The organism is Pectobacterium punjabense (assembly GCF_012427845.1).
Taxonomy (GTDB): Bacteria; Pseudomonadota; Gammaproteobacteria; order Enterobacterales; family Enterobacteriaceae; genus Pectobacterium; species Pectobacterium punjabense.
The window spans coordinates 346,960-361,405 of record NZ_CP038498.1; the positions used below are offsets into that span (position 1 = coordinate 346,960).

Genomic DNA, 14,446 nt, shown 5'->3' on the forward strand with positions numbered 1-14,446 from the left:
TTCAATAGTGAATGTTATTTATTGAATTAAAAGCCTTTTGAATAGATGAGTCCTGAAGTCCCTTCTGGTGTTGATAAACAGATGAATCAGAACGATGTTGTCGTCAAATTCGTACACCACTCTTGTTTGTCTGACCAGTATGTATTTGACATTTGTGACGCCAAGTTCTTTCAGCTCGTCAATATCGCTGCCACTTTGAGGTGTTTGCTTAATGCGCTGGATGGCCACTTTGTATTCTGCATTGATCGTGTTCCATACAGAATCGCCAAATTTTGCTCTGACATATTGCTTAATGTCTTTGAGTTCTTCCTTGGCACTGTCAAGAATGACAATGTTTCTCATCGCTATCAGTCGTCCATTTCATCCAAAAAAGATTCAGCATCGGAATATTTACCTTCCATAAACGCTTTTCGCCCCAATGCTAACAGCTTCAGCAAAGCAAATGTTTCTTGTTGTTTTTCATATTCCGTGATGTCCATCACCACCATTTTAGCTTCACCATTTTGGGTGATAATAATGGGCTCAGGGTTGACCGCGAATTCCTTGACGATCTCCGCCGCATTGGATTTTAGGTAGGTGATAGGTTTGATTTGCTCTGCAAGGGACATGATAATTCCTTGGTTTCTTTTTGTACATAATACGACTTTTGGACAGAATACGAACCGAATTCTACCCTGTCAAGAAATTACCCGATGGTGCAAGAAAGCCGAAATATCTCTCATAGCGAGTATTGATAAAGCGTGGGATGAGTGAGCCATGCCCTCATCCCGCGATTGTCGTTAGTCTTTGGTTTCAGCCAGTTCACGCAGATATTGGAAGATCTGACGGGCGGATTTCGGCGGCTTGTTTGCCGCTTTCTCTTTCTGCGCATTGCGCACCAGAGAACGCAACTGCTGACGGTCAGCATGTGGGTACAGTGCCAGGATCTCTGGAACCACATCGTCCCCTTCGGTAATCAGGCGGTCGCGCAGCTGTTCCAGTTTGTGGAACAAGGCTACCTGCTGATTGTGACGATTATTTAGCTTATCCAGCGCGGTTTGGATCGGTTCTGGATCGCGGGCGCGTAGTAGCTTACCAATGAGCTGTAGCTGACGACGACGGCCTTCTCTCTTGATCCGCTGTGCCAATTCCACCGCTGCACGCAGATCGTCGTCCAACGGAATCTTCTCCAGGGCGTTTTTTCCCAGCTCAACCAGCTCCGCACCGAGATCTTTCAGTGCTTCAGCATCGCGCTTTATTTCGCTTTTGCTGACCCAGATAATTTCATCATCTTCGTCGTCTTCTTGATTATCCGGGACGTCATTCAGCCAGTCTTCGGGTTTTTGTTTCATGGTTGGCTCCTAAAAAGTGTCCAGGAGCAATGCTTAACGCGATGCGTAGCGGCTCCGGGATGGTGAACAGCGTGCCCACCAGAAAAAAAGAGGCTGATACTAACAGGTTTGGGCTTTGTGCGAAATTGTCCGTAGATCCTGTTAGACTAGAAAGCATTATGCTACACCATTTTATGCTCGTCATACTTCAAGTTGCCTATGCGTTGGCTGCGCGAAGTATAGAGAGTATACGCCCCTTTTGTGCTCGTTGCGGGGATGATGATGGTGAGCTTTCTTCCACTCATTATGGCAGAACAATGACGATAACTACTCAGGTTGCAGAGCAGCGTAAAGCGCTGGAACTCGCGGTTGCTCAGGCACTGGAACTGGCGCGTGCCGGTTCTGATGCGGCAGAGGTCGCGGTGTCAAAAACGACGGGCATTAGCGTCAGTACCCGTTATGGTGACGTTGAAAATGTTGAATTCAACAGCGATGGTGCGTTGGGCATTACGGTTTATCACCAACAGCGTAAAGGCAGCGCATCGTCTACCGATCTTAGCCCGGATGCGATAGCCCGTACTGTGCAGGCCGCGCTGGATATCGCGCGTTATACCTCAGTCGATCCTTTCGCTGGCCCTGCGGATCGCGATCTTCTGGCGTTTGACGCGCCGGATCTGGATCTGTTCCATCCAACTGAGTTGGATGCGGATCGCGGCATTGAATTAGCCGCTCGTGCAGAGCAGGCTGCATTACAGGCTGACAAGCGTATCACTAACACTGAAGGCGGCAGCTTTAACAGTCACTACGGCGTTAAGGTGTTTGGCAATAGCCATGGCTTGCTAAAAAGCTACTGCTCCAGCCGTCATTCCATGTCCAGCTGCGTGATTGCCGAAGTGAATGGTGATATGGAGCGGGATTATGCCTATACCGTTGGCCGTGCGCTGGATGATTTGCTGAGCCCTGAATGGGTGGGCGAAGAGTGCGCACGCCGGACGTTATCCCGTCTGTCACCGCGTAAACTGCCGACTATGCAGGCACCGGTGATGTTTTCTGCGGAAGTGGCGACAGGCCTGTTTGGTCACTTAGTCGGTGCCATCAGCGGCGGCAGCGTTTATCGTAAATCTACCTTCCTGCTGGATAAACTGGGTCAGCAGATTCTGCCGGAGTGGCTGACGATTGAGGAACTGCCGCACTTGCTAAAAGGGCTGGCTTCTACGCCATTCGACAGCGAAGGTGTGCGGACGCAGGCGCGTGAAATTGTGAAAGCAGGCGTGTTGCAGACGTGGCTGATGACGAGCTACTCCGCACGTAAGTTGGGGATGCAGAGCACCGGCCACGCGGGCGGCATCCACAATTGGCGGATTGCCGGACAAGGTTTAGATTTCAACGGCATGTTGAAACAGATGGGTAAAGGCCTACTGGTGACCGAACTGATGGGGCAAGGTGTGAGCGGTGTGACGGGAGATTATTCTCGTGGGGCATCTGGCTTCTGGGTCGAAAACGGTGAAATTCAGTATCCGGTCAGCGAGATTACGATTGCGGGCAACCTGAAAGATATGTTGCGCAATATTGTGACGGTGGGGAACGATATCGAAACCCGGAGCAATATCCAGTGTGGTTCCGTGTTGCTGCCTGAAATGAAGATCGCAGGGGAATAAGCTTACTCTGCGCGAGTAACCGTCGCCGTCGGCAGTGTCCGACGGCTGTTACTCTATGCCTTTATCAGCATGCATTTATAGCAGAGTAGCACCTTGCTGATTTAGCGGTGGTACTCGCCTGCGGCTTCTGGCTGATAGAGTAGTTCTACTACTTCAATTCGCGTTTCTTCACCGTTTGGCAATTTCCAGGCGATCGTGTTTCCCACATGCATTCCCAATAGTGCTGCGCCCAGCGGAGCCATCACCGACAGCGGTTCTTGACTGTCCTTCACCGCGGCTGGATACACCAGTGTGCGGATATGCTCTTCATTGGTATTCAGATCGCGGAAACGCACCCGACTATTCATGGTGACGACATGTGAGGGAATCGATGCTGAAGGCAAAATTTCTGCCCGATCCAGTTCCTCATTCAACGCCTGTGCGATATCGCTGTCCGCAAAGGCGGGCTGCTCCAATAACTTATCCAGACGTTCTGCATCCAATTCACTGATTGTCAGGTTAGGTTTCGTCATACTCCTCTCCAGTTGGTATTTTCAGATGATATAAAAATTACCCCCCGCTCCCAGAGGAGCAGGGGGTATAAGAAAATATTATGATTTATGTAGGTAGATAGTAGGAGGTTCGGAAGGGAAAGTGAAGCACTAAGGTGTACTGATAGCCAGCTAAGGAAATCGCTAGTCTTCGTCGAACCCAGCTTCAAATAGCTTGATGACGGCAGCCAGTGCCTGATCTTCATCTGGGCCAGTCGCTTCTACCTCAATGAGACGCCCTTTCGCCGAGTCCAGCATCAACATGGCAATCACGCTGCTGGCTTCGGCTTCGGTGCCGCTGTCATTACGTAGTATCACTTCCGCATCAAAGCTCTGCACCAATTCGAACAACTTCATCGCTGGACGAGCGTGCATACCGAGCTTGTTTTTGATTTCAACCGTTTGCCGGACTGTCATGGGTTACCTGGCTGTACTGGTTTGCCGACTATCACGAGGGTTTACGTTTTTCCAGCGTACGGTGGCGTGACTGTACGTTTTTACCGCGTGAGCGGAAATAGTCTGCCAACTGTTCAGCGACGTAAACCGAACGGTGCTTACCGCCAGTACAGCCAATGGCGACGGTCAGGTAGCTACGGTTATTGGTTTCCAGCATCGGCAGCCACAGTTCGAGATAGCTACGAGTCTGGTAGATAAAGTTGTGCACTTCGGTATGTCGGTCGAGGAAGGACGCAACGGGCTTGTCTAGACCGGTCATCGGACGCAGTTTCGGGTCCCAGTGCGGGTTCGGCAGGAAACGTACGTCAAAGACGTAATCCGCATCGATAGGAATACCGTGCTTAAAGCCGAACGATTCGAACACCATCGTAAGCTCGCGTTCCCGCTTGCCGAGCAGCCGTGTACGCAGCATTTCGGCCAGTTCGTGCACCGACATCTCTGAGGTGTCGATAATCAGATCGGCGCGCGAACGCAGCGGTTCCAGCAGGTCGCTTTCTTCATCAATCGCGCTTTCCAACGACAGATTCTTGCTGGACAGTGGGTGCAGGCGGCGGGTATCGCTATAGCGACGGATCAGCGTGTTGCGATCGGCGTCCAGAAACAGCAACTGAGGCGAGAAGCTTGATGGCAGTTGCTCCATGGCATGCTCGAAGATCTCTGGAGATTCCGGCATATTGCGCACGTCAATGCTGACTGCGGCAGAAATATTACGAGCCGCAAGCGTATTTGCCAGTTCTGGCAGAAGAACCACTGGTAGATTATCTACGCAGTAGAACCCCATATCTTCCAATGCGCGCAGGGCGACAGATTTTCCTGATCCTGAGCGACCGCTGACAATCATCAGTACCATCTGACGACTCCCCTCTGGCAACGTGATGGCGAATTTTCATTGCCATGATTTTTATGATGTATCGCTAAAAAATGACGGCTTAGCGCACGGATTGCAAGCATTCTCTCGTTCTACTGCGAATAGCCCGTCATCGTGAGTATGACGATCGTCTGGTTTAACCCGCTTCCGTCATAATCTGGTACAGCTCTTCATCGCTTTGCGCCGCGCGTAGGCGTCGGCAAACCGTTTTATCCGCCAGTCGTTTGGCAACAAGCGACAGGGTATGCAAATGGGTTTTACATTGTTCCGCTGGAACCAGCAAGGCAAAAAGCAGATCAACAGCCTGATTATCAATAGCATCGAAAGCGATCGGTTGCTCTAACTGGATGAAAACACCGATGGCACCCAGCGCATTATCGTCTTCCAGCTTACCGTGAGGAATGGCAATGCCGCCGCCGATTCCCGTGCTGCCCATCCGCTCCCGGGTCAGGATGGCATCAAAGATAATCTGCGAGGGAATGTTAAGCTGCCTGGCGGCCAGCTCGCTGATAATTTCCAATGCCCGTTTTTTACTCTGGCAGTGGACGGTGCTTCGGGTGCACTCAGGACGTAACACGGTGCTGAGTTGCAATACGGGATCGTGGCTCATTTTATTTTCACTTAACGACGCTTTCACTTCTGGTGATCCCACGCCATCCGTCGGATAGCGTGGGTTTGTTCCTTTACCAAATGGCAAAGGAGAAAATTAGTGCTGCTTGAGCTTATCTTTATGCTTATTGAGCTGTCTTGCCAGCTTATCAATCAATAAATCTATCGCGGCGTACATATCTGCCGCCTCGGAGGTTGCATGCAGCTCCCCACCATTAACATGGAGCGTGGCCTCGGCAATTTGCTGAACTTTTTCCACTCTCAATACCACATTGACCTGATTAATCCGGTCAAAATACTGCTCTAATTTGGCAAATTTGCCATTTACAAAATCACGCAGTGGTTCAGTGATCTCGATGTGGTGTCCGGTAATGTTGAGCTGCATAGTGTCTTCCTTCTCTGTTGAGATCAAATCAGTTGTTTACGCTGATTCGATGGTGGGATAGATAAAGACTCTCGGTATTTTGCGACGGTACGGCGTGCCACGATGATGCCCTGATCGGAGAGCAACGTGGTGAGCTTGCTGTCGCTCAATGGCTTCGCAGGGTTTTCCGCGGCAATAAGCTTTTTCACCAGCGCACGGATTGCCGTTGACGAGGCTTCTCCGCCGCTATCGGTATTAACGTGGCTGGAGAAGAAATATTTTAGCTCAAAAATGCCGCGCGGGCTGTGCAGGAACTTCTGTGTCGTCACGCGTGAGATGGTGGATTCATGCATATCTACCGCTTGGGCGATGTCTGCCAACACCATAGGCTTCATGAATTCTTCGCCCTGCTCGAAGAAATCCTGCTGCTGTTCGACGATGCAGCGGGTCACTTTCAGCAGCGTGTCATTGCGGCTTTCCAGACTTTTGATGAGCCAGCGCGCTTCTTGCAGGTTACTGCGAATAAATTGCCCGTCGCTGTCGTTGCGCGTGCTGTTACCCAGCGCCGCATATTGCTGATTAATCTGCAAACGGGGAACGCTGTCGGTGTTGAGTTCGACGGCCCAGATCCCCTGAACTTTACGTACCAGCACGTCAGGAATCACGTATTCAGATTCACCGGTGTTGATCGATTGTCCCGGTCGGGGATCGAGCGATTGGATCAGCGCCAGCGCTTCTTTCAGCACCTCTTCTTTTAGACGAGTCACGCGGATCAGGCTGCGGAAATCATGGTTGGCTAACAGATCGAGATGATCGCTGACGATCAGGCGAGCCTCGAGCAAGCGCGGCGTGCTGTTGTCAAATTGGGAAAGTTGCACCAGCAGACAATCACGCAGGTCTCGAGCAGCAACGCCTACAGGATCGAAGCGTTGCACGCGCTTAAGTACGGCTTCGACTTCTTCCAGCGTCACGTCGTCGTCACCGATGCTGTCGAGGATGTCTTCCAGCGGCACCGTCAGGTAGCCAGTGTTGTCCACGGCATCGACAATCGAGGTCGCGATGGCGGCATCGGTATCTGAAAACGGCGTCAGCTCAACCTGCCACATCAGGTAATCCTGAAGCGTTTGCGTGGTTTCACCTTGATAAATTGGCAGTTCTTCGTCGCGATAATCGGTGCCAGTGCCCGACGGCGTGCCCGCGGAATAAATCTCATCCCAGGTGGCATCGAGCGGTAATTCTTCCGGCATGTCCCGTTGCTCGAGGGCTTCACCGGTATCCAGTGAATCGCTGTCTGCCTTTTCGAATGACTCGATTTCGTCGTGCTGATCCGTTTGTTCAAGCAACGGATTGCTTTCCAGCGCCAGTTGAATCTCCTGTTGCAATTCAAGCGTGGACAGTTGCAACAGCCGAATTGCCTGTTGGAGCTGTGGAGTCATGGCCAGTTGCTGGCTAAGCCTGAGTTGCAAACCTTGCTTCATAAATCGCGCTAACGTCCCATAAGTACTGCAAAAAGAAAATATTACCCTATCAGAGTCGGAAGCCTTCGCCCAGATAGACGCGTTTCACCTGTTCATCGGCCAGAATATCGGTCGGTGAACCGTGGGCGATCAGGTTGCCCTGACTCACGATGTAGGCTCGTTCACAGACATCCAGCGTCTCGCGGACGTTATGATCGGTAATCAACACGCCCAGTCCGCTGTCACGCAGATGCTCAATAATTTTTTTAATATCCAGTACGGAGATCGGGTCTACGCCCGCAAACGGTTCATCCAGCAGGATAAATTTTGGGTTTGCCGCTAGCGCACGCGCAATCTCCACGCGGCGTCTTTCCCCACCCGACAGAGATTGTCCCAGACTATCGCTCAAATGAGTAATATTGAATTCTTCCATTAACTCGTTGGCACGATCTTCCTGCTGCTCGGTCGTCAAATCTTTACGGATCTGTAACACCGCCATCAGGTTGCCGTAGACGCTTAAGCGACGAAAAATCGAGGCTTCCTGCGGCAGGTAGCCGATGCCGCGTAAGGCGCGCTCGTGCAGAGGAAGCAGGCTGATGTCGTCGTCATCAATGGCGATGCGTCCTTCATCACGTGGGACGATACCCACGACCATGTAGAATGTTGTGGTCTTTCCTGCACCGTTCGGCCCGAGCAGGCCGACGATTTCACCGGAGTTGACGGTGAGGCTGACGTTCTCCACGACCTTACGGCCTTTGTACGCCTTAGCCAGATTTTCTGCGGTTAATGTTGCCATAACTTATTCAGTGACCCGTGGTTGCGGTTGTTGAGAACGAGAAGGCTGGCTTTTGTTCTCTTTCTCCTGAAGCTGAGAGGGGACTAACACCGTCGTCACGCGTTTTCCTTTATCGCTGGTCGCTTCCATCTGCTGTTGTTTCACCAAATAGGTGATGCGATCGCCTTTGACATTGCTGTCCTGCTGTTCCAGATAGGCATTACCTGTCAGTACCAGAAGGTCTTTGGCCAGCTCATAGCGGATTTTTTGCGCGTGGCCTTTTACCGGCTTGCCGTTATCCTGCATCTGGTAGAACGTCACGGGGTTACCGTAACCTTCCACCACTTCGCTGCCTTGTGCACCCTGTGGACGTGTCACAACGACCTTATCGGCCTTCACTTCAATCGTTCCTTGTTTCACGACAACATTGCCGGTGAACGTCACGGTGTTGCCCTGCATGTCCAGAGATTGCTGGGCTGAATCAATGTGAATAGGCTGGTTGCTATCGCCAGTCACGGCAAAGGCGGAAACGCTGACGGCGAACAGCGAGCTGGCGATCAGGGTGTTACGCATCAGGTTATTGGTTTTGGATTTCATAAGAGGTTTTTACCTTTTCGATCAACTCGGCCGTTTTATTACGCAGATTTCCGCGCATTTTCATTCCGCTTGAGGTAAAGCTGGCGCCGTACAGGATGACTTCATCATCGGAAGCGACGTCCTGCGTGACCAGGTTCACCTGGGCATTATTCGTTGTGATGCGCTGAAGCTGAGTGTCCTTTGTCAGGCTATTCACCTCGACGTGGCCATACAGATAGAGCATCTTGTCTTTTGTCAGCTTGGCGCGATCGGCGCGTACTGACCAGGTTGCAATGCCTTGTTCATTGAACAGCGTGGCAACGGGGGTCGTAAACCAACTCAACTGCTCATCGTTGAAATACTCCGCTTTTTCCGAAATCAGTCTGTAGCTTAGTTTACCCGCAGGGCTGTATACCTGAGTGTTGGTCTTTTCGCTGGTATAGACTGGCACAGTAGGGTCATTTGCATCCGGTGTCGATACGGTGTCGTCATCCGCAATATTCCAGCCGATGAGGATCAATACCAACAGGGCGAGAAAAGCGGTCAGCCAACGCTTGGTTTTACTCATATCGACAACCCTTTGGCATGCTCCAGCTTGTCCTGCGAGAACAGAATCAAATCACACAGCTCACGAACTGCGCCACGGCCACCCGCAATACGGGTGACATAATCCGCGCGCGGTAACAGCAGCGGGTGGGCGTCCGCTACGGCAACGCTCAGACCAACCTGTGCCATCACTGGCCAGTCGATCATGTCGTCGCCGATATAGGCCACCTGATTTGCTGTGACCGACAGTTTATCCAACAGATCGTTGAAGGCCAAAACCTTATCCGATTGCCCTTGATAAAGGTGGTTAATGCCCAGTGTTTTACAGCGATCTTCCAGCAATTTTGCGGAACGCCCGGTAATGATGGCAACCTCAAGGCCAGACGTCAGCAAGCAGCGAATACCATAGCCATCACGGACGTTAAACGCTTTCAGCTCTTCGCCGTGGTTACCCATGTAAATCAGACCATCGGACATCACGCCGTCAACGTCGCAGATTAACAGGCGAACTTCACGGGCTTTATCCAGTACCTGTTGATCGACAGGCCCATAACAGGTATCGGTTTGCGCCCTGGTTTCACTCATTCACAATTATCCTTTCTTTTTAAACCACGCCAGCCCGCAGCATATCGTGCATATGGACAATACCGACCAGACGATCGTTCTCTGCCACCAGCACTGAGGTAATGTGGCGCGACTGCATCAGATTAAGTGCGTCCACCGCCAGCGTTTGCGGTGCAACTCGGATGCCGCCCGCGGTCATCACATCAGCAATGCGCGCGCTGTTCAAGTCAATATTCATGTCGAAGATACGGCGCAGGTCACCATCGGTAAAGATACCCTGAATTTTCATATCCGCTTCGCAGATTACCGTCATACCCAGATTTTTGCGCGTAATTTCCACCAGTGCATCACGCAGCGAGGCATCGTGTGGGACATGGGGAATCTCGTCGCCAGAATGCATGATATCGCTGATACGCAGTAAAAGTTTGCGGCCAAGTGCGCCACCGGGGTGAGAGAGGGCGAAATCTTCGGCAGTAAAACCGCGCGCCTGTAGCAACGCCACGGCGAGCGCATCGCCCATCACCAGCGTCGCAGTCGTGCTGGTGGTAGGAGCCAAACCGAGCGGGCAGGCTTCCTGAGGAACGTGGACGCACAGGTGTATATCCGCCGCTTTACCCATCGTACTTTCTGGTGCGCTGGTCATGCAGATCAGGAACACTTTCTGTCGTTTCAGAACAGGGATCAGCGACAGGATTTCATGGGATTCGCCAGAGTTGGAAATCGCGATCACGACATCGTGCGGCGTTACCATGCCAAGGTCACCGTGGCTGGCTTCGCCTGGATGGACAAAAAAAGCGGGCGTACCGGTGCTGGCGAAGGTTGCGGCAATCTTACAGCCGATGTGGCCGGACTTGCCCATTCCCATCACTACCACTTTGCCCTGACAGTGAAAGATCTTTTTACAGGCGAGCGTAAAATTGTCGTCAATATACTGATCTAATTGCGCAAGCCCATCGCGCTCGATGCTCAGTACCTGCTTGCCTGCCTGCTGGAAATCGAAGTTTGCTGGCAGTTCAGGCCCCTTCTGTTGCGTGTGATCGGATTGTCGTTCGTGATCGGCTTGTGTTGCATGATCGGATAGTGCACGGTCAGACTGCTGTTTTAGATGAGCATCGTGTTCAAACTGTGACATACCAATAGTCCTGATTATGATGAAAAACGGAACCGCATAGTTATGAAAAACAGGTTCTTATGAAAAACAGAACAACACCGTAAGGTAGGCGATAAACGCGCAGCATAATAATGCGCCTGCGCCCTGTCCTATATGGCGTTTTTTGCTGAGGCATAGTGCGGTTAACAACACGCTCGCCGCCAGCATGACCCAATAGTCGCGCTGAAAAACCTGAGGATTCAGTGCGCCCGGCGAGAGTAGTGCGGGTACGCCCAGCACAATTGCAATATTAAAGATGTTCGAGCCAATCAGGTTACCCAGTGCAATATCATCTTCTTTCTTCAACGTCCCGACGATGGCCGTAGCAAGCTCAGGCAGGCTGGTGCCGATCGCCAATATGGTCAGCCCGATGGTCAATTCGCTGACATCGAAGTAACGCGCAATGACGGTCGCGTTATCCACCACCATCCGGGCGGCCATGGGTAAAATAATCATACCGAGAATCAGCCACAGCACGGCAGCCATCTGATTGCTGTCGTCCTGCGGCAGTTCTGCCAACTGTTCACGAGTCAGGCTGTCGCCGCCTTCCCGCTGTGCCTGTTGTGCCATACGAAGTATCAACACCAGACACAGACTGGCGGCGAAGAGCAGCATCATGCCGTCGGCGCGACTCAGGTAGCTATCATGCAGCAAAACGCCACACAATAAAGTGACGGACAACATGAGCGGCAGCTCTCGGCGCAGCAGAGTCGAATGTACTGTGAGTGGGCGAATGAGTGCCGCGCTGCCGAGAATGAGTAAAATATTGGTGATATTGGAGCCGATAACATTGCCGACGGCCATATCGTTTTGATCGTTTAAGGCCGCAGTAACAGAAACGATCAGCTCAGGTAGTGAGGTGCCGAAGCCGACAATAGTGATGCCGATGATAAAAGGCGGTAAGCCGAGAGAACGCGCAAGCACGGCGGCACCGTAGACAAGACGATCGGCACCGTAAACCAGTAATAGCAAACCAACGAACAAGAGTAGTGTTGCAAAAAGCATGCAGCGTCCTTTAATAGGATATATACCCGTCATACTTCAAGCCGCAGGTGCGTTGGCAATACTCGGCTCATTTCTGAGCCTCGCCTTGGCAGGCCGTCTTCCTGCAACTCGAATTATTTAGTGTATAATCACTGGCTTGTTGTCGAATAAGTCAGTATTTCTGGACGAATTTCGCACAAAAAGCCCTTTTCTGTGATGAGTGCTAATTCTGACGGCGCTTGGCGAAAAAGTAAAACCTGTCGCGATAAGTAAAATCAGGTAACGGTTTATGCCGCAATTTTGGACAAGAACTTACGGTAAGTTTTTGTAAAACTCTCACTCTAATGAAAGTCAGCCGTTAGGCTGGAGTGAAAGATGTTCTATAAGCGTACTGATTGGTAAGGAATGGAAATAATGAACCATGAGGCAACTAATCTGGTCGAGATCCGTGGTCTTAGCTTTCGGCGCGGAGAGCGAGAGATTTTTACGGACATCACGCTGAATGTTCCTAAAGGCAAGGTCACTGCGATCATGGGGCCTTCCGGTATCGGTAAAACCACGTTGTTACGCCTGATTGGCGGGCAACTACAGCCAGACAGTGGTGAAATCTGGTTTGATGGCGAGAATATCCCGGTGCTGTCGCGCAGGGAACTGTACAGCGCGCGCAAGAAAATGAGCATGTTGTTTCAGTCCGGCGCGTTATTCACCGATTTGAATGTGTTTGACAATGTCGCCTGGCCGTTGCGCGAACATACCCAACTGCCAGAATCGTTACTGCGTAGCATCGTCATGATGAAGCTGGAAGCGGTGGGGTTGCGTGGGGCTGCTGAGCTGATGCCTGCTGAACTTTCCGGCGGTATGGCGAGGCGGACGGCGTTAGCGAGAGCCATTGCGCTTGACCCGCAACTCATTATGTTCGACGAACCTTTTGTCGGGCAGGACCCGATCACGTTAGGCACGTTGGTGAAGCTGATCGATGAGCTTAATCACGCATTGGGCGTGACCTGCATTGTGGTTTCTCATGATGTACCGGAGGTGATGAGCATCGCCGATTACGCGTATATCGTGGCCGACAAGCGAGTGGTGGCGGAAGGAACGGCAGATCAACTTAGGGCGAATGATGACCCGCAGGTTCGTCAGTTCCTGGATGGCATCGCCGATGGGCCTGTGCCTTTCCGTTTTCCTGCGGGTGACTATAAAGCGTCGCTGCTAGGTTCAGAGGGGTAACGCAGCCATGTTATTACGGACGTTGGCGTCGCTAGGACGTCAGGGAATCTCTACCAGTGCCACGTTTGGGCGCGCTGGGCTGATGCTGTTTAATGCGTTGGTGGGTAAACCCGAATTTAAAAAACAGTGGCCGCTGTTGGTGAAACAACTTTACAGCGTTGGCGTGCAGTCTCTGCTTATCATCATGGTTTCTGGCCTGTTTATCGGCATGGTGTTGGGGTTACAGGGCTATATCATCCTGACAACGTACAGCGCCGAGGCTAGTCTGGGCATGATGGTGGCGCTGTCGCTGCTGCGTGAACTTGGCCCGGTGGTGACGGCACTGTTGTTCGCCGGACGGGCGGGCTCTGCGCTGACGGCGGAGATTGGGCTGATGAAGGCAACTGAGCAGCTCTCCAGCATGGAGATGATGGCGGTCGATCCACTGCGCCGCGTTGTCGCGCCGCGCTTCTGGGCGGGGCTAATCAGCATGCCGCTGCTGGCGGTGATTTTTGTCGCTGTGGGGATCTGGGGAGGCGGGCTGGTCGGTGTGGACTGGAAAGGTATCGACAGTGGTTTCTTCTGGTCTGCCATGCAGGGCGCGGTTGACTGGCGTCAGGATGTGCTGAACTGCGTGATTAAAAGTATCGTATTTGCGATTACCGTGACCTGGATTGCACTGTTTAACGGCTATGACGCGATCCCGACGTCTGAGGGGATCAGCCGTGCAACGACACGAACCGTCGTGCACTCGTCGTTAGCAGTACTGGGATTGGATTTTGTGCTGACAGCACTGATGTTTGGGAACTGAGTCGATGCAAACAAAGAAAACTGAAGTCTGGGTTGGTGTGTTTATGTTGATCGCGCTGGCTGCCATTCTTTTTTTATGCCTAAAAGTGGCCGATCTAAAATCGATCGGCAGTGAGCCAACGTACCGCTTGTACGCGACGTTTGACAACATTGGCGGGTTAAAAGCGCGTTCTCCGATCAGAATTGGCGGTGTGGTCATCGGTCGCGTAGCGGATATCTCTCTGGATGAGAAAACGTATCTGCCACGCGTGGCGATGGATATTCAGCAGCGTTACGATCATATTCCCGATACCAGCTCTCTGGCTATTCGTACCTCTGGCTTGCTGGGTGAACAGTATCTGGCATTGAACATGGGCTTTGAAGATGAAGAGATGGGCACGACGATTTTGAAGGACGGTGGTGTGATTCAGGACACCAAGTCCGCGATGGTGCTTGAAGATCTCATCGGTCAATTCCTATATAAGAGCGGCAGCAATAGCGAGGATAATGCTAGTCAATCGGGTACGGTGACGGGTGCCGATCCTACGGCAACGCCTGAGCACAGCAACGAACCTGTTCCTTCACATCCATAAGAGGATATCTG

Annotated in this window: 19 protein-coding genes; 4 read left to right on the forward strand and 15 right to left on the reverse strand. The window is 51.9% G+C overall.

All coding sequences use genetic code 11. The annotated features are described in order from the left end of the window. Window positions 1-18 precede the first annotated feature (18 nt). The 3 genes from E2566_RS01585 to yjgA form a co-directional block, all read right to left on the reverse strand. Window positions 19-342, reverse strand: a complete 324-nt coding sequence (locus E2566_RS01585) for a type II toxin-antitoxin system RelE/ParE family toxin (RefSeq protein WP_107170728.1) — start codon at window positions 340-342, stop codon at window positions 19-21. Between the two features lie 5 nt (window positions 343-347). Beyond that, window positions 348-608, reverse strand: coding sequence for a type II toxin-antitoxin system Phd/YefM family antitoxin (locus E2566_RS01590; RefSeq protein ID WP_107170729.1), 261 nt, complete (start codon window positions 606-608; stop codon window positions 348-350). Between the two features lie 171 nt (window positions 609-779). Further along, a complete protein-coding gene (gene yjgA / locus E2566_RS01595; RefSeq protein WP_107170730.1) occupies window positions 780-1,331 on the reverse strand; it encodes a ribosome biogenesis factor YjgA in 552 nt (183 codons plus the stop codon). Between the two features lie 296 nt (window positions 1,332-1,627). Between yjgA and pmbA the strand changes: the two genes are divergently transcribed. Further along, window positions 1,628-2,968, forward strand: coding sequence for a metalloprotease PmbA (gene pmbA, locus E2566_RS01600; RefSeq protein ID WP_107170731.1), 1,341 nt, complete (start codon window positions 1,628-1,630; stop codon window positions 2,966-2,968). A gap of 101 nt (window positions 2,969-3,069) precedes the next feature. On the opposite strand, the gene rnk is transcribed toward pmbA, so the two are convergent. The 12 genes from rnk to E2566_RS01660 all read right to left on the reverse strand — a co-directional run bounded on the left by rnk (window position 3,070) and on the right by E2566_RS01660 (window position 11,868). Beyond that, entirely contained in the window at window positions 3,070-3,480 is a 411-nt protein-coding gene (gene rnk / locus E2566_RS01605; protein WP_107170732.1) for a nucleoside diphosphate kinase regulator, read from the reverse strand. 162 nt (window positions 3,481-3,642) lie between these two features. Then, window positions 3,643-3,915 carry a PTS phosphocarrier protein NPr gene (gene npr / locus E2566_RS01610; RefSeq protein ID WP_107170733.1) on the reverse strand — a complete coding sequence of 91 codons (273 nt, stop codon included), beginning with the start codon at window positions 3,913-3,915 and terminating at the stop codon, window positions 3,643-3,645. Between the two features lie 31 nt (window positions 3,916-3,946). Beyond that, window positions 3,947-4,804 (reverse strand): RNase adapter RapZ, encoded by an 858-nt coding sequence (rapZ, locus tag E2566_RS01615; RefSeq protein WP_012822088.1) that lies wholly within the window; start codon window positions 4,802-4,804, stop codon window positions 3,947-3,949. A 154-nt stretch (window positions 4,805-4,958) separates the two neighbouring features. Beyond that, entirely contained in the window at window positions 4,959-5,432 is a 474-nt protein-coding gene (gene ptsN / locus E2566_RS01620; RefSeq protein WP_107170762.1) for a PTS IIA-like nitrogen regulatory protein PtsN, read from the reverse strand. A gap of 96 nt (window positions 5,433-5,528) precedes the next feature. Then, entirely contained in the window at window positions 5,529-5,816 is a 288-nt protein-coding gene (gene hpf, locus E2566_RS01625) for a ribosome hibernation promoting factor (RefSeq protein ID WP_005975449.1), read from the reverse strand. A gap of 23 nt (window positions 5,817-5,839) precedes the next feature. Next, window positions 5,840-7,273: an RNA polymerase factor sigma-54 gene (gene rpoN, locus E2566_RS01630; protein WP_107170734.1), complete on the reverse strand. Its 1,434-nt coding sequence runs from the start codon at window positions 7,271-7,273 to the stop codon at window positions 5,840-5,842. A gap of 49 nt (window positions 7,274-7,322) precedes the next feature. After that, window positions 7,323-8,048 carry an LPS export ABC transporter ATP-binding protein gene (gene lptB, locus E2566_RS01635; RefSeq protein ID WP_107170735.1) on the reverse strand — a complete coding sequence of 242 codons (726 nt, stop codon included), beginning with the start codon at window positions 8,046-8,048 and terminating at the stop codon, window positions 7,323-7,325. Window positions 8,049-8,051: 3 nt separating this feature from the next. Next, on the reverse strand, window positions 8,052-8,624 hold the full coding sequence (lptA, locus tag E2566_RS01640; RefSeq protein ID WP_107170736.1) for a lipopolysaccharide ABC transporter substrate-binding protein LptA: 573 nt from the start codon (window positions 8,622-8,624) through the stop codon (window positions 8,052-8,054). Further along, window positions 8,605-9,171, reverse strand: a complete 567-nt coding sequence (gene lptC / locus E2566_RS01645) for an LPS export ABC transporter periplasmic protein LptC (protein WP_107170737.1) — start codon at window positions 9,169-9,171, stop codon at window positions 8,605-8,607. The genes lptA and lptC overlap by 20 nt, the downstream gene beginning before the upstream one ends. After that, the gene (kdsC, locus tag E2566_RS01650) at window positions 9,168-9,734 is read right to left on the reverse strand and encodes a 3-deoxy-manno-octulosonate-8-phosphatase KdsC (protein WP_107170738.1); all 567 of its coding nucleotides are present in this window, start codon (window positions 9,732-9,734) and stop codon (window positions 9,168-9,170) included. Before kdsC ends, lptC begins: the two co-directional genes overlap by 4 nt. Window positions 9,735-9,753: 19 nt before the next feature. After that, window positions 9,754-10,845 (reverse strand): arabinose-5-phosphate isomerase KdsD, encoded by a 1,092-nt coding sequence (gene kdsD, locus E2566_RS01655; protein WP_240618661.1) that lies wholly within the window; start codon window positions 10,843-10,845, stop codon window positions 9,754-9,756. 57 nt (window positions 10,846-10,902) lie between these two features. Next, on the reverse strand, window positions 10,903-11,868 hold the full coding sequence (locus E2566_RS01660) for a calcium/sodium antiporter (protein WP_107170739.1): 966 nt from the start codon (window positions 11,866-11,868) through the stop codon (window positions 10,903-10,905). Window positions 11,869-12,261: 393 nt separating this feature from the next. Here E2566_RS01660 and mlaF point away from each other — a divergent pair, with 393 nt between their 5' ends. Genes mlaF through mlaD form a run of 3 tightly spaced genes read left to right on the forward strand, consistent with a single transcriptional unit; the run spans window position 12,262 to window position 14,435 of the window. Beyond that, the gene (mlaF, locus tag E2566_RS01665; RefSeq protein ID WP_107170740.1) at window positions 12,262-13,074 is read left to right on the forward strand and encodes a phospholipid ABC transporter ATP-binding protein MlaF; all 813 of its coding nucleotides are present in this window, start codon (window positions 12,262-12,264) and stop codon (window positions 13,072-13,074) included. A 7-nt stretch (window positions 13,075-13,081) separates the two neighbouring features. Further along, window positions 13,082-13,864, forward strand: coding sequence for a lipid asymmetry maintenance ABC transporter permease subunit MlaE (gene mlaE, locus E2566_RS01670; RefSeq protein ID WP_107170741.1), 783 nt, complete (start codon window positions 13,082-13,084; stop codon window positions 13,862-13,864). A gap of 4 nt (window positions 13,865-13,868) precedes the next feature. After that, window positions 13,869-14,435: an outer membrane lipid asymmetry maintenance protein MlaD gene (gene mlaD, locus E2566_RS01675; protein WP_107170742.1), complete on the forward strand. Its 567-nt coding sequence runs from the start codon at window positions 13,869-13,871 to the stop codon at window positions 14,433-14,435. Window positions 14,436-14,446: the final 11 nt, after the last annotated feature.

Bases quoted from the DNA above. Each gene is read 5' to 3' on its own strand.
- E2566_RS01585 (WP_107170728.1), bottom strand. From the start codon at position 342: ATGAGAAACATTGTCATTCTTGACAGTGCCAAGGAAGAACTCAAAGAC.
- E2566_RS01590 (WP_107170729.1), bottom strand. From the start codon at position 608: ATGTCCCTTGCAGAGCAAATCAAACCTATCACCTACCTAAAATCCAAT.
- yjgA (WP_107170730.1), bottom strand. From the start codon at position 1,331: ATGAAACAAAAACCCGAAGACTGGCTGAATGACGTCCCGGATAATCAA.
- pmbA (WP_107170731.1), top strand. From the start codon at position 1,628: ATGACGATAACTACTCAGGTTGCAGAGCAGCGTAAAGCGCTGGAACTC.
- rnk (WP_107170732.1), bottom strand. From the start codon at position 3,480: ATGACGAAACCTAACCTGACAATCAGTGAATTGGATGCAGAACGTCTG.
- npr (WP_107170733.1), bottom strand. From the start codon at position 3,915: ATGACAGTCCGGCAAACGGTTGAAATCAAAAACAAGCTCGGTATGCAC.
- rapZ (WP_012822088.1), bottom strand. From the start codon at position 4,804: ATGGTACTGATGATTGTCAGCGGTCGCTCAGGATCAGGAAAATCTGTC.
- ptsN (WP_107170762.1), bottom strand. From the start codon at position 5,432: ATGAGCCACGATCCCGTATTGCAACTCAGCACCGTGTTACGTCCTGAG.
- hpf (WP_005975449.1), bottom strand. From the start codon at position 5,816: ATGCAGCTCAACATTACCGGACACCACATCGAGATCACTGAACCACTG.
- rpoN (WP_107170734.1), bottom strand. From the start codon at position 7,273: ATGAAGCAAGGTTTGCAACTCAGGCTTAGCCAGCAACTGGCCATGACT.
- lptB (WP_107170735.1), bottom strand. From the start codon at position 8,048: ATGGCAACATTAACCGCAGAAAATCTGGCTAAGGCGTACAAAGGCCGT.
- lptA (WP_107170736.1), bottom strand. From the start codon at position 8,624: ATGAAATCCAAAACCAATAACCTGATGCGTAACACCCTGATCGCCAGC.
- lptC (WP_107170737.1), bottom strand. From the start codon at position 9,171: ATGAGTAAAACCAAGCGTTGGCTGACCGCTTTTCTCGCCCTGTTGGTA.
- kdsC (WP_107170738.1), bottom strand. From the start codon at position 9,734: ATGAGTGAAACCAGGGCGCAAACCGATACCTGTTATGGGCCTGTCGAT.
- kdsD (WP_240618661.1), bottom strand. From the start codon at position 10,845: ATGTCACAGTTTGAACACGATGCTCATCTAAAACAGCAGTCTGACCGT.
- E2566_RS01660 (WP_107170739.1), bottom strand. From the start codon at position 11,868: ATGCTTTTTGCAACACTACTCTTGTTCGTTGGTTTGCTATTACTGGTT.
- mlaF (WP_107170740.1), top strand. From the start codon at position 12,262: ATGAACCATGAGGCAACTAATCTGGTCGAGATCCGTGGTCTTAGCTTT.
- mlaE (WP_107170741.1), top strand. From the start codon at position 13,082: ATGTTATTACGGACGTTGGCGTCGCTAGGACGTCAGGGAATCTCTACC.
- mlaD (WP_107170742.1), top strand. From the start codon at position 13,869: ATGCAAACAAAGAAAACTGAAGTCTGGGTTGGTGTGTTTATGTTGATC.